Here is a 13,687-nt window from a genome sequence, read left to right as displayed (position 1 = left end):
AATTATTCCGCGGCAATTGCCTGACTGAAATGTGAGAGAAGCGCGCGCAGGATAGCTGGGCGAACCAGTTTGTTGACAATGGAGATATCTTCAAGTGCTGCGCGCTCCCGCACCCTATCCGAGCGGTCAGCAGTGATCAGGGCTGCTTTGATATGCCGCTCTAAATGCTCACGGGTATATTGAATGAGGTCGAGGCCGTTTTCTTCGTCAAGATTGTAGTCCGCCAAGATAACCGCTGGCACGGCAGTGTGATTTTCGAGGCAATATGATCTTAATGCTTTGCCGCTTCTGAATGGTAAGACATTGCAGCCCCACGTCGTCAGCAATTCCTGCATGCCAGCAAGTGATCGCTCGTTATCGTCGATACACAGAACAACGAGCCCGGTGAGTGGGCTAAAAGGTCTCGCGGTTTGCTGTGCCTCGATGGCGGACAGAACCAGCATATTCGACGTCGCCATATTGACGGAAAAGACGGACCCTTTACCGACTCTCGACTGAACCATGACCGAGAGGTCAAGGATTTTTGCGACACGCTCGACAATCGATAGCCCGAGACCAAGGCCGTCCGATTCCTTCATTCCTTCAGATAAACGCGAAAATTCCCGGAATATATACTCAAGCTTGTTCGGTGCAATGCCAATTCCGGTGTCGAAAATCTGTAATTCGATTGACTCACTGCGCCGTCGCACCCCCACAAGTATTTTACCAGAGCGGCTGTACTTGATGGCGTTCGACACCAGGTTTTGAATGAGTCTCCTTAAAAGGTTGCGGTCCGTTGCTACCACCGCGGAATTGGCGACGACACGCAGATCCAGACCTTTTTCTCGCGCCATAGGAGAAAAATCCCGCGCAATCTGCTGCAGCAGCGCGTCGAGACGAAATACGGAAACGACTGGCTTGAGTGCGCCTGTATCCAATCGTGAAATGTCGAGAAGCGCACTGATAATGGACTCAACTGCTTCAAGCGATGAATCAACATTGCTGGCCAGTTCTTTCTCACGCGAATTTCCAAGTTGCTCCATCAAGGAAGAAGAGTAGAGGTGGGCAGCGTTCAACGGTTGAAGAATGTCGTGTCCCGCATCCGCCAGGAAGCGGGTCTTGCCGGTATTGGCCTCTTCGGCGCGCCGCTGTGCTTTGGCAAGTAGCTGGTTCGCGTGCGTGAGCTCCGCCGTGCGATCACGTACACGCAACTCTAGGGACTCGTTGGTCTGGCGCAACAGATTGTCGGCATTAACTGCGCTTGTTACATCGGTAAACGTCGTCACCAGACCGCCATCCGGCATGGAGTTGGAACGGATTTCGATCGTCTGCCCGGTTCTGACAAGCCTGATACGCCATGGCGCGGCAAAACCGGTAAATTGCTGAGTGAGTGTCTGGTCGGTGTAGTCAGCAAGATCGCCTCGCTCGAACAAACACGCTACGATACGGCTGAGCGGGGTCCCCATCCGCTGCAGTTCCTTCGGAAGATCAAGTATGAGCCTGAACTGCGTGTTCCAGCAACTCAGGCGATACTGGCTATCAAAGACGCTGATCCCCTGATCCATCTGGTCCAACGCGGTCTGTAACAGGACCCGGTTCTGGGCAAGCGCACCGGTCGCATGATCGAGCAGGATTTGCGCACGGCGTTGAGCGGTGCTTGTTGGCCCCATGGCGAGTGAAAGGATCATTCGAGCCGATGGTGATCCAACAATCCCAGAGAGCAGCTGCTCGGCAAAATGCACCGTCTTGAAATCTGCGGGATCGTTGCCGTCGAGGCTAATGCTTTCCTGCTTATGGAAGGAATTGAAAGCGAGGTCGGTTTGTTCGCTGCCAATATATTTCGATATTGTCGCCTTGAGTTGATTGACGGTCACGCTCGGCTGGAGACTGCCGACAGCATTTATGGACAAGGCGTTTTCTGCGATGAATACCGAGGCCTGGATACGTTCGAGAGGAGTGGCGCTCCTGGAAAGCGAGCCGACGATAAAAAGTATTATATTGACTGATAAGCTCCAGAACAGGGAGTTTATATAATTGCTGGCCTCAAAGCCGAACAGCGCGTGGGGTCGAAGGGCGACCAGGCCGAACAGACCGTCCACGACAATTGACGATGTGGTATCGAGCATGGTTGGCAGCACCATTGTGTAGGCCCAGACGCAGAAGCCTGCGAGCATCCCCCAAATCGCGCCCCTTGCCGTGCCTCGACGCCAGAACAGCCCGCCAAGTAGCGGTGGTAGGAGTTGCATCATGGCAATGGCCGAGATCAGCGCCATGACAGCGAAGTCGACACGAACGGAGACAACAAACTGATAGGCAAAGGCTGCCACGAGAATCCCTATGAGAGTTGCACGTCTCAGATTTGGGATAATCTTGGTGAAATCCTTTGCAACCTCTGGCGGCGTACCAGCAGATCGCTTAAGCGATACTGGCAAGAGAAGATCATTTGAAATCATGACTGATAGTAGAATCGAGGGAGCGATTATCATTGTGGTTGCTGCCGGCACTCCGCCGGCGAAAGCTATGATGGCCAGCCAGGGCTGTCCCGCAGCCAAAGGCAGTGAGAGAAAGTAGAAATCTGCAGATGCTTGCGCTGGAAGAATCATTGATCCGATTGCAGCGATGGGTAAGACAAATATGCCGACAATCAGCAGGAACAATGGAACAAACCATCGCGCCATACTGAGTTCGGAAGGGCCTCGATTCTGGACGATCGTTAGATAGAACTGGTTGGGCAACAACAGGACCGATGACGCGCCAATGAGTATCAGGCCGCTGAAATTGCCGGCTGACATACTTTGCTGGAGTGCTGGTATACCGGGTTGATTTACCGCCACCCGAGCGAAAATTTCGGATGGCGAACCAAACAAAAATGTGACTGCGGCGGTCCCGACCAGCACGAAGCCGGCGAACTTGATGATGGTGCCAACAGCCAAGGCATGAATGAGCCCTTCATAACCCTCTTTGAAATGCGGTGAGCGCGCGCTGTAGAAGACGGTGTATAGACCGATACCGATCTCTACTGCGAATACAAGCAGATGCGGACGGTGCTGATCGACCGTGTCATTGAGGTCATAAGTGCCGCTAAAAACCTCAATCAAATAATGGATTGCCGTCATCTGCAACGAAATATAGGGGATGAGGCCGATGGTGGTAATCACAGTCACCAGTGCAGCTTTTACCGTACCGCGCGCCAATGAAATCCGATATCGACTTGATGCCTTCTGATTTTGCCAACTGGACGATTTTTCGCAGGAGCGGAAAGCCCAAGGTGAAAACAAGAACGATGCCAACATAAAGACCGGCAAATTCGATGCCGTGCTTTGCGGCGTAACTGGTTGATCCGTAGTACATCCAGGAACTGCCGCTCGCGGCCAGGCTCAAGGAGTAAATGAACGGACGTAAGGTGTTGCTCTTCGCTTCAGTCTGTTGATCAGCCGACTTGATCACCCAATACTGTATTGAAAAGTAAATTATTACGACCAGTGATGCAGCCAAGCCCCTCATGGGCCACAACCTTCCGTCATTTTGCGTTAGCCGCTTCCCGTCCAAATAAATTTTAGGTCGGCAGAATCTCGCATAATGTGCCGCGGCGACCATTAATACTGTTGGAAAGAGCAAACACTCTCTCAATATTATAAAAACTTCTGTTACTGTCTTCCTTGCCAAGCAGCATCGCCGTAGACAGTTCGCCTGCATTAACACACAATACTGGAGAGTGGTATATCATGCTGAAGGAATTCAAAGAATTTGCCTTGAAGGGAAACATGGTTGATTTGGCTATCGGTGTGATCATCGGTGGCGCGTTTGGCAGACTGGTTGAGTCGATTGTCGCTGATCTCATGATGCCGATCATTGGTCTCCTGACGGGTGGCATCGATTTTTCCAACCTGTATATCCAGCTTTCCGGTGCTCCAGCTCCGACTTTGACGGCTGCGCGCGAAGCCGGTGCAACCATCGCTTACGGCAATTTTATTACCCTCCTCATCAACTTCCTGATCATAGCCTGGGTTCTTTTCATGGTGGTCAAGGCAATGAACCGTTTCAAGAAGAAGGAAGCTGCGGCTGATCCTGCACCGAAGAAGGAAGAGATCCTTCTGACCGAAATCCGCGATCTGCTCGCCAAACGCTAGTCGAGATCGTAACTTCGGAAGGCCTCGGGCTATGACACGGCGGCTTTCCCTGTCGTCAGTTAGCCTCACCGGTTCATCATTTGCACTGATGGAAACATCACAAATATACGCGTGCCAAACGGAACCCGTTGCGCTAGGTCTGCCACGAAGCAGATGGAGAAGTTGAATGGGTCTTGTCGAGCAATTGCGTCATGAAGCAGCGGTAGCGCCGGAAAGTGGTATCGTCGCGGTAATGAATCATGGTCGCCTGCAGGAAGGCGTCATTCCACTCTGGGCCGGCGAAGGGGACCTGCCGACGCCAGACTTCATTCGCGACGCCGCCAGCAATGGCCTTGCCAATGGTGAGACTTTCTACACTTGGCAGGCAGGCATTTCCGAACTGCGTCAAGCCCTCTCGGACTATTATAAACGGCATTTCAACGCCGCTCTTCCTTCCGAGCATTTTTATGTCACCGGCTCCGGCATGCATGCGATTCAGCTCGCTATTCAAGCGACGGCAGGCGCCGGAGACGAGGTCATCTATCTTTCACCGGCATGGCCCAACTTCGCCGCGGCCGCTGGTATTGCCGGTGCGACGCCTGTGCCGGTCATCCAGGATTTTACCAGTAATGGCTGGACGCTGGACCCGCAGAAAATCCGCGATGCCATTACACCGCGGACCAAGGCGCTGTTCATCAATACGCCGTCAAACCCATCAGGCTGGACGGCGGACATCGAAACGCTAATGGAAATCCTCGCCATCGCCCGTCATCATGGTTTGTGGATAATAGCGGACGAAATCTACGCGCATTTCTACTATGGCGCGCGCCGCGCTCCATCCTTTCTTGATGTCATGGACCCGGATGACCACATCATTTTCGTCAATAGTTTTTCGAAAAACTGGGCAATGACCGGGTGGCGAGTCGGCTGGCTGACGATACATCCCTCGCTTGGCAAGACAATGGAAAATCTTATCCAGTATTCGACGTCAGGCGTCGCGCAGTTCATGCAGCGTGGTGCCGTTGTCGCGCTCGAACAGGGTGATGATTTCATCCGCATGCAGGTGGAGCGGGCACATCAGGCGCGGGACATTCTGTGTGCCAAACTTGCGGCAACGGGTAGGGTGCGCCTGTCGCCCCCTGCCGGAGCGTTCTATCTGCTGTTTGGCATTGACGGCATCACGGATTCCTACCGCGCAGCGTTTGATATTGTTGACGAGGCAAAAGTCGGCTTGGCACCGGGAACCGCATTCGGAGATGGCGGCGCTGCGTTCCTGCGCCTCTGCTTTGCCAGACGTATTGATCATGTCGAAGAGGCCGCAGATCGCCTCGCAGAGTGGATATGTAAGCGCTGAAATCGATTAGCCGCCGGCCTTTGATACAGCGAGCGTCACGACACGTTCGCTTGTCTCAACCGACGGTGCGCTGTCCTTCGAGAAGGGAATGCCCAGCGCCGTCCAAACTTCGACCAACGCATCCTTCAGTTCAACGACGAGTTCGTTCGAGTGGAACGGCGTCGGCGTGATGCGCAGGCGCTCGGTGCCGCGCGGCACTGTCGGATAGTTGATGGGCTGGATGTAGATGCCGTGCAGGTCCAGAAGCCGGTCGCTGGCCTTCTTGCACAGTTCCGGATCGCCAACATGGATTGGAATGATGTGCGTCTCGGATTTCATCACGGGAAGATTGGCCTGCGCCAGCACGTCTTTGGTAAGCTGCGCCTGACATTGATGCAAGCGCCGCTCCTCTTGTGAGACTTTCAGATGGCGAATTGACTGGGTTGCTGCTGCCGCGATTGCCGGTGGCAGTGCCGTCGTGAATATGAAGCCTGGCGCATAGGAGCGCACAGCATCGATCACGCTCTTCGGACCGGCGATATAACCACCAAGTGTGCCGAACGCCTTGGCCAATGTGCCTTCGATAATATCGATGCGATGCGAAAGACCTTCCCGGTCGGTAATGCCACCGCCACGATTGCCGTACATGCCGACAGCATGAACCTCGTCAATATAGGTCATGGCGTTATATTCTTCGGCAAGGTCGGCAATGGCTGCGATGGGAGCGATATCGCCATCCATCGAATAGACCGATTCGAACACGATGAATTTCGCTCGCTCTTTGCCTGCCACCTTCAGAAGCTCTTCGAGATGGGCGAGATCATTATGGCGGAAAATTTTCTTTTCCGCACCGGAACGGCGCACACCCTCGATCATCGAGGCATGATTCAATTCGTCGGAAAGAATGAGGCAATTCGGCAAAAGCCTGGCAATGGTCGAGATTGACGCTTCGTTCGAGACGAAACCCGAAGTGAAAACCAGGCCCGCTTCCTTCTGATGAAGATCGGCCAGTTCGATTTCGAGTTCGACCAGAGGATGGTTGTTGCCAGAAATATTGCGCGTGCCGCCTGCGCCGGAGCCCATATGGCTCGACGCATCGTGCATCGCCTTGATCACGTCGGGATGCTGGCCCATGCCCAGATAATCGTTTGAGCACCAGACAGTGATTTCACGGGTCTTGCCGGCGTCACGCCAAAGCGCGCGCGGAAATTTCCCCACGATCCGTTCTAGATTGGCAAAGACCCGGTAGCGCTTTTCAGCGTGCAACTGGTCAATCGCGTCTTCGAAAAACCGACGATAGTCCATGAATTGCTCCTGTATCATGAACTTACTAGCGTTTTTGCCCGGCAAAATCCATGATGAGAATCTGGGCAATTTGCCACGGTTAGAGCGAAACTCTAATCACTAAATGTATAAACCGAAGGCAAATCGTCAAATGGTCCCAAAAATTCGCAAGCGGCTGACACCACCATCGGGGAAAATATTGAGTCGCACGTGGCTCACCCGATTTGCCGAAACCAGATCAGCCGAGCTAAAATCATGAACGGCATCCATGGAAAGTTTCTTCTCAGGCAAAATTTCCGGCCAGAACATGGAGGATGTAACAATCGACTGGGAAAGCCCGCCGGACACCGTTCCGAGATCGGCCCCATGGATAGAGCAGCGATCCGGATAATTGCCTTTGTAGTGCGCGGTGTCGACAACGACGCGACTTATTTGTCCAGGATGACCGAGCTGGACGATGATCCAGTCGTTACCTGGCTCTCGACGGCGCCGCGTTTCCCATCCATCGCCCATGTTGATACCGCGTCCGGGAGACAAAAGCCGGTGTAATGCGCCATAGTGGGCATCGGAATAGGCGACGACCCGCCCACCATTCAAAGCCGAGGCGAGATCGATTTCCTCATCGGTAGGGATTTTCGACCAGTCGCGCCATGGCTCGCCATAAACCCGCAGGCGCGCAACGCCGCCATCCGGGTAGATGCGCAAACGTAGATGTGTCCAGACATCCTTGTTAGCGCACGCAAAAAAATGGTTGCTCGACGGTCCGAGTGGACTTTGCGGCAAAAGTTCAGTCCAGACGGTGGAATCAGTTGGATCGGTTTCGTTATGTGAGGCCTCAATAGAACAGGCGGGGGGATAATTTCCGGTAAAATGGCTCGTGTCGACATCGAAACCGTAAATGATGCCCGAAGCGGCGAGCTTTATAACGGCAAAATCGTGCCCTGGTCCGCGCTTGCGGCGCGATTCCCAGCCATCCATCCACTTGCCGTGATCATCATACTTGTCCGGAAAGAACACCGCAGGAGCGTCATAGAGCATGCGTTCCACGGGTGCGAAGAAATCGTCCGTGGCGAAAATGGCTTGGGCGCCCAATCCGGCTGAAGCAAGGTTGATACGAGTTATTGCGAACTCAGGGCGTATTTCGGGTGTAGAGACCATTCTCGCGATTCATCCTAAAATGTTACTGTATCGGAATTTACTCGGTAACAAGCTTTGCACACCTGCTTAAATGCGGCAAGATAAGCGCGAGGCAGCATAAATGGAGATTAAGGGGCTTTGGCTATGACAGTGTTAGTGACCGGAGGTGCCGGATATATCGGCAGCCATATGGTCTGGGAATTGCTAGATGCTGGCGAATCCGTGGTTGTCCTTGACCGGCTCTCCACCGGTTTTGACTGGGCAATACCGCCCGAGGCGAAGCTTGTCGTCGGTGATATCGGCGACCAGGCACTGGTCCGGCAAACCATCGAACGCAATTATGTTGACGCGGTCATTCATTTTGCTGGGTCTGTTGTCGTTCCGGATTCTGTCCGTGACCCTCTCACCTATTACGAAAACAATACATCCAAGACGCGGTCACTGATCGAATCGGTCGTGAAATCCGATGTGAAAAATTTCATCTTTTCATCGACCGCAGCGGTTTATGGCGATGGCGGCATGACCCCGGTCACCGAGGACGTTCCGACCCAGCCGCAATCCCCCTACGGTGTGTCGAAGCTTATGTCCGAATGGATGCTTCGCGACACGGCAGCCGCGCACGATTTTCACTACACCGCGCTGCGTTATTTCAACGTTGCGGGCGCCGATCCCAAAGGCCGTACCGGCCAGTCAACCAGAGGCGCAACGCATCTGATCAAGGTTGCCTGCGAGACAGCGCTCGGCAAGCGGCGTTACATGGAAATCTTCGGCCACGACTTTCCGACGCCGGACGGAACATGCGTGCGCGACTACATTCACGTTAGCGACCTCGTTGCCGCGCATCGCCTTGCTCTCGAGCGGCTGCGGGAAGGTGGCAGCAGCATGGTCGCCAATTGCGGATATGGCCGCGGCTATTCCGTGAAGGAGGTGATAGAAAGCGTGGAGCGGGTCCATGGTTCGCCCATTGATGCCCGCCTGACTGTACGTCGTCCCGGCGATGCGGCCTCCATCGTCGCCGACAGCAGCAAAGCGCGCGCCAATCTTGGCTGGGAGCCCAAGCTCGACGATCTCGATAAGATCGTCGAGTCAGCTCTCCGATGGGAAAAATCTCTGCAGCATCGCAATACGAAAAGCTGATTTAGGCCTGAAAACAGTTCAGGACTCCTGAAAACAGTTTAAGACTAAAGACTGCGTCGCAGCGACACATTGCTTTAGACAGCTCAAGGTCCGAAAAGGGGAACCTTCTTCGTAGGGAATGGGTTTACTCTACGAACCAAAGTTGGAGTTTGAGCAACGATGGACGGCATCAACCGGGCCAACGAAAAAGAACTTTCGCGGATCTTGAGGCGACAAATTTCCCAATCGTCTTACAGGTCGGCAATTCGTGCTGCAGGCATATACAAGGTCGACGAGGCGGTACCTGAAAGCCTTCTTGATCAACTCAAGCGGCTTGATGACGCCGAAAGGAATCGGCGCGGTTAAATCGCGCAGCCGATATCGTTGAAAATGAAAGAGGCGGGCCAAAAGCCCGCCTCTTTCACGTCCGGCGCAAACCCTTAGGCGGCAAGCGCCAGATCATTCGTATGATCGAGGGCTGAGGAAACGGCCTTCTCTTCTGCTTCCGGACCCATCGCAACACCTTCGATGCGAATAACTTCAACCTCGGTCATCCCAAGGAAACCGAGAGTCGTTTTCAGATATGGTGTTGCATGATCGAACGAAGCAGCCGGACCGCTCGAATAAACGCCGCCGGAAGCAATCACTAAATAGACCTTCTTGCCGGTTACCAGACCCTTCGGGCCATCGGCGCCATAGCTGAACGTCTTGCCGGCGCGGGCGATATGGTCGATCCAGGATTTCAGCGTAGAGGAGATATTGAAGTTGATGAGGCCGGTTGCAATGACGATTGCATCGGCCGCAAACAGCTCATCGACTATTGCATCGGATACACTGACAACGCTTTGCTGCTGTAGGGAGCGCGACTCGGCAGGTGTATAGATGCCAGACGTGTAGTCAGCATCGATATGAGGAAGCGGGTGACTTGCGAGATCGCGGGTCACAATCTTGGCGCCTGGGGTTTTCGCTTGAAGTTTTTGTGCAAGTTCGGTTGCGACGCGAGTCGAGTGGGATGCAGCGCCGCGGGGACTGGATGTAACGAGGAGTATGGAAGACATAGCCTAAGTTCCTTCAATTGGAATGTTCGTCTCGGAAAGAAACGATTGATGACCGTAATTTGGTTCTCGACATCCATTTAGAAAACTGGGAAAATATCGATCCAATCCATCGAGTACATAGATAGGGCAGATGTTACCCAACCCCACGCTCGACCAGCTTCAGGTCTTTGTTGCTGTCGCTGAGGCAGGAAGTTTCTCGGCAGCGGCACGGCGACTCAACCGGTCACAATCCGTCGTTAGCTATACGATCGCCAATCTGGAAGCACAGCTGGAGCTGCAGCTTTTTGACCGCAGTGGAACGCGCGAGCCGCGCCTGACCGAAGGTGGCAAAGCTATGCTTGAGGATGCACGACGCATGGTTTCGGTCTTGCAGAGCCTGCGCTCGCGGGCCGAGGGATTGAAGCAGGGGCTCGAGGCAGAAGTGGCGGTCGCCGTCGATGTCACTCTGCCTTCGCCTGTACTGACCGCAGTGCTCAAAGCGTTTCAAGTGCAGTACCCGACCGTGAGCTTGCGCCTCCATGTCGGCGCGCTCGGCATGGTTTGGGATATCGTGTTGAAAAAGCAGGCCGATTTCGGCATTGGCGGGCCGCCGTTGCTGGTTTATGACGAGCTTGTATCGGTAAAAGTCGGGGAAACCGCGATGACACCCGTTGCGGCACCGGATCACCCACTTGCCCTCTATGAAGGGCCCGTGCCTCTCTCTTTCATACGTGATCATGTTCAACTCGTGATCACCGATTTGAGCGAGCAAACGAAGGGCAGGGATTTCGGAGTCTTCGCCTACAAGACGTGGCGGTTGACGGATGTCGGCACCAAACACGAATTGATGCTGGCGGGCCTGGGTTGGGGCGGGCTGCCAAAATGGATGGTCAAGGACGATCTCGCTGAGGGCCGGTTGGTGCACCTGGACCTCGAACCTTATCCGGATGCTGCCTATCCTTTGCTTGCGCTTTATCCCGTAGACAGCCCTCTAGGGCCGGCAGCCACTTGGCTGGTTGAGCGTTTCAAGCAGGAGTTGGAGAGATTTGGCTAACTCCGTGATCAGTCTCCGGCCTTGACTTTAAATGTCATGACGTCATATTGTTTAGTCTATGATATGGTACGAAACAGACCTTGTAGACGGCCCGACACCCATGTGGTTGCAGATCGCGGAGCGACTACGTCGGGCCGTCGAAGATGGTACTTTCAAGCCGGGCGAAACCTTGCCGGGCGAAGCCGAACTCAATCGGCGTTTCGGTGTCAGCCGGACAACCTCTCGCGCTGCCCTTGATTCGCTTGAGGCGGAAGGCCTGATACAACGCAAATCGGGTCGCGGCTCGATCGTGATCGAACCGCGCATTGATCGACCGCTCAATCGTCTCTCGTCCTTTTCGGAGGATATGCGGGCGAGGGACCTGAAGCCGAGCTATCGTACCCGTTCCCTACAACTTACGCTGGCGAGCCAGTCCGTAGCAACGGAATTGAAAGTTGCCCCTAATTCTCCGGTGCTTGAGATCGATCGCATCCTGCTGGCGGACGAGAGCCCCATGGCGACATCGCTAACCTATCTTGCTCCTGTGGCGTTCGAGCGGTCTGGACTACCCACGGCAACCACTCTTGATGCCGGTTCACTGTACCATTGGCTTAATGAGGCTGCCGGCGTTGCGCTGACAGGCGGGCAGGAGCGGATCGAAGGGGCTATCGCTGATGCCGCTACCGCTCGAAGTCTTGGGTTGAAACACCCGGCAGCGATTTTGATTTGCCATCGTACGTCTTGGACCTCAGCAAACCAGCCTGTCGAATATGTCATCCTGCATTATCGGGCAGATCGCTACAGCTTCCAGGTAGGTCTCGTTCGTTCGTAGTCAGCCTCGTGCTGCCCAACATAACTGAACATAGAAAGCATAATCATGAGCTCGCAACCGAAGTCCATCTATCGCGCCAAGCCGAATGCCATTCAGGAAATCTTTGGCCGGCGCAAGGCTGTCATCGGTGTGATCCATTCGCTGCCCTTGCCGGGTTCGCCCAATTACGATGGGGAGCCGATGGAAGACATCGTCGCTTTTGCCGTGGCAGAGGCAGGACGCTACAAGAATGGCGGTGTGGATGGCCTGATCGTCGAGAACCATGGCGATATTCCTTTTGCCAAGCCGGATCGCCTCGGCCCGGAAACCGCTGCCGCCATGGCGGTCATGACGGACGCCGTCCGCCGTCACAGCGGCCTGCCGATCGGGGTCAATGTTCTCGCCAATGGCGCGGTTCAGGCGCTTGCAGTGGCGAAAGCGGCTGGCGCTGTGTTCGTTCGTGTCAACCAGTGGTCGAATGCATATGTCGCTAATGAAGGTCTGATGGATGGTCCGGCAGGTGAGGCGGCGCGCTATCGGGCATGGCTGCGCGCTAAATCCATACGCATCTTTGCAGATGTGCATGTCAAGCACGGCGCCCACGCGATCACTGGTGATCGCACCATCACCGAACTTGCGCGTGACAACGAGTTCTTCGATGCCGATGTGGCCATTGCCACGGGGCAGCGTACAGGCGATAGCGCCACCATGGACGAGTTGCAGACGATCGCTTCCGGTACGTCGTTGCCGGTTGCCGTTGGTTCTGGTGTCACCCCTGACAATGTCGGCAATATCTTCACCGTGGCGGATGCTGTCATCGTTGCCAGCTATCTGAAGCATGAGGGCGCGTGGTGGAATCCGGTCGATCCCGAGCGTCTACAGATATTCATGCAAGCGGTCAAAAAAGCCCGGAGCTGACAAGATTATGGGGCGGGTACTCATTCTCGGCAATGCGGGGGTTGATTTGACGCTCCAGCTGCCACGTCTGCCGGTGAAGGGCGAAACGCTGCTCGGCGACAGCACGGGCAGTGCCCCCGGCGGCAAGGGTCTCAATCAGGCGGTTGCGGCCGCGCGGACAGGTGCGCAGGTCATTTTCCATACCCCCATCGGTCATGATGCTCAGGGCGAAGAAATCGCCGCGGCATTGACGGTCGAAGGCTTTGCGGACCTCGAATTGTACCATATGCCGCATCCAAGCGATTTCTCGCTTTTGATGGTGTTGCCGGACGGTGAAAACAGCATAGCAAGCGCGGGAAGTTGCGCCGCTGCGTTGACTGTACAAATGGCTGAAGCCTTTGCGGCAAAGGCCAGCCCGGGCGATATTGTGCTTCTGCAAGGCAATCTCACGGCGGCGAGCACGCTGGCAGCCCTCATGACCGCATCCGCACGCGGCGGTACCACATTGCTTAATCCCGCACCGCTCTGGTGGAGTGCGGAACCGCTTTTGCGCTACTGCGACATCGTTGTGGTGAACCGTGGCGAGGCGGAGGCTATCACAGGTCTCCTCGATCCTTCGAAAGCAGCAGCAGCCTTGTGCAAGCTGGGCGCATCGTTGGCGGTTGTTACGCTCGGGGCGGACGGATGTCTTGCATTCGACAGCGAAGGAACAAGCCGGCATTATCCAGCGCCACACGTTAATGCAATTGATACCACCGGTTGCGGAGACACATTTTGCGGCGTGTTTGCAGCAATGCTTGCGACGGGCCGGGATCGCGATACCGCCATCGATCTTGCTCAGAGCGCCGCTGCTTTGACCGCACAACGCCGGGGTGCGTTTACGGCACTACCCAGCCACGCTGAACTGGATGGGCTGATAGCGCGCAATACTGGCCGCTAAAAAGTGGAGGA

The 13,687-nt window shown here is 55.0% G+C and carries 12 protein-coding genes; 7 read left to right on the top strand and 5 right to left on the bottom strand.

Annotated elements, in window-relative coordinates; translation table 11 throughout:
• Nucleotides 1-2 precede the first annotated feature (2 nt).
• Together ACSQ3H_RS23125 and ACSQ3H_RS23120 are read right to left on the bottom strand one after the other, a co-directional pair.
• The gene (locus ACSQ3H_RS23125) at nt 3-3,143 is read right to left on the bottom strand and encodes a hybrid sensor histidine kinase/response regulator (protein WP_436119207.1); all 3,141 of its coding nucleotides are present in this window, start codon (nt 3,141-3,143) and stop codon (nt 3-5) included.
• Complete coding sequence (locus ACSQ3H_RS23120; protein ID WP_436119206.1) at nt 3,070-3,483, bottom strand: hypothetical protein; 414 nt, start codon at nt 3,481-3,483, stop codon at nt 3,070-3,072. The genes ACSQ3H_RS23125 and ACSQ3H_RS23120 overlap by 74 nt, the downstream gene beginning before the upstream one ends.
• A 221-nt stretch (nt 3,484-3,704) precedes the next feature.
• Between ACSQ3H_RS23120 and mscL the strand changes: the two genes are divergently transcribed.
• Together mscL and ACSQ3H_RS23110 are read left to right on the top strand one after the other, a co-directional pair.
• Entirely contained in the window at nt 3,705-4,109 is a 405-nt protein-coding gene (mscL, locus tag ACSQ3H_RS23115) for a large conductance mechanosensitive channel protein MscL (RefSeq protein WP_436119205.1), read from the top strand.
• A gap of 166 nt (nt 4,110-4,275) precedes the next feature.
• Nucleotides 4,276-5,442: a pyridoxal phosphate-dependent aminotransferase gene (locus ACSQ3H_RS23110; protein WP_436119204.1), complete on the top strand. Its 1,167-nt coding sequence runs from the start codon at nt 4,276-4,278 to the stop codon at nt 5,440-5,442.
• A 6-nt stretch (nt 5,443-5,448) separates the two neighbouring features.
• Here the strand turns inward: ACSQ3H_RS23110 and hemA are convergent, their stop codons facing one another.
• The gene (gene hemA, locus ACSQ3H_RS23105; protein WP_436119203.1) at nt 5,449-6,726 is read right to left on the bottom strand and encodes a 5-aminolevulinate synthase; all 1,278 of its coding nucleotides are present in this window, start codon (nt 6,724-6,726) and stop codon (nt 5,449-5,451) included.
• Nucleotides 6,727-6,852: 126 nt separating this feature from the next.
• Entirely contained in the window at nt 6,853-7,863 is a 1,011-nt protein-coding gene (alc, locus tag ACSQ3H_RS23100; protein WP_436119202.1) for an allantoicase, read from the bottom strand.
• Nucleotides 7,864-7,986: 123 nt separating this feature from the next.
• Between alc and galE the strand changes: the two genes are divergently transcribed.
• Nucleotides 7,987-8,979, top strand: coding sequence for a UDP-glucose 4-epimerase GalE (gene galE, locus ACSQ3H_RS23095; protein ID WP_436119201.1), 993 nt, complete (start codon nt 7,987-7,989; stop codon nt 8,977-8,979).
• 419 nt (nt 8,980-9,398) lie between these two features.
• Here galE and ACSQ3H_RS23090 read toward each other — a convergent pair whose 3' ends face one another.
• Nucleotides 9,399-10,016 carry an FMN-dependent NADH-azoreductase gene (locus ACSQ3H_RS23090; protein ID WP_436119200.1) on the bottom strand — a complete coding sequence of 206 codons (618 nt, stop codon included), beginning with the start codon at nt 10,014-10,016 and terminating at the stop codon, nt 9,399-9,401.
• 130 nt (nt 10,017-10,146) lie between these two features.
• Here ACSQ3H_RS23090 and ACSQ3H_RS23085 point away from each other — a divergent pair, with 130 nt between their 5' ends.
• The 4 genes from ACSQ3H_RS23085 to ACSQ3H_RS23070 are packed head-to-tail and all read left to right on the top strand — an operon-like array spanning nt 10,147 to nt 13,676.
• Entirely contained in the window at nt 10,147-11,049 is a 903-nt protein-coding gene (locus ACSQ3H_RS23085; RefSeq protein WP_436119199.1) for a LysR family transcriptional regulator, read from the top strand.
• 58 nt (nt 11,050-11,107) lie between these two features.
• The gene (locus ACSQ3H_RS23080; protein WP_436119198.1) at nt 11,108-11,860 is read left to right on the top strand and encodes a GntR family transcriptional regulator; all 753 of its coding nucleotides are present in this window, start codon (nt 11,108-11,110) and stop codon (nt 11,858-11,860) included.
• 45 nt (nt 11,861-11,905) lie between these two features.
• Entirely contained in the window at nt 11,906-12,757 is an 852-nt protein-coding gene (locus tag ACSQ3H_RS23075; RefSeq protein ID WP_436119197.1) for a BtpA/SgcQ family protein, read from the top strand.
• 7 nt (nt 12,758-12,764) lie between these two features.
• On the top strand, nt 12,765-13,676 hold the full coding sequence (locus ACSQ3H_RS23070; RefSeq protein WP_436119196.1) for a ribokinase: 912 nt from the start codon (nt 12,765-12,767) through the stop codon (nt 13,674-13,676).
• The last annotated feature ends 11 nt before the right edge of the window (nt 13,677-13,687 follow it).

It is taken from the genome of Phyllobacterium sp. LjRoot231, assembly GCF_964253365.1.
In the GTDB taxonomy this organism is placed as follows: Bacteria; Pseudomonadota; Alphaproteobacteria; order Rhizobiales; family Rhizobiaceae; genus Phyllobacterium.
The sequence above is the reverse complement of the archived record's forward strand: the minus strand, read 5'-3'. Positions and strand labels throughout refer to the sequence as shown.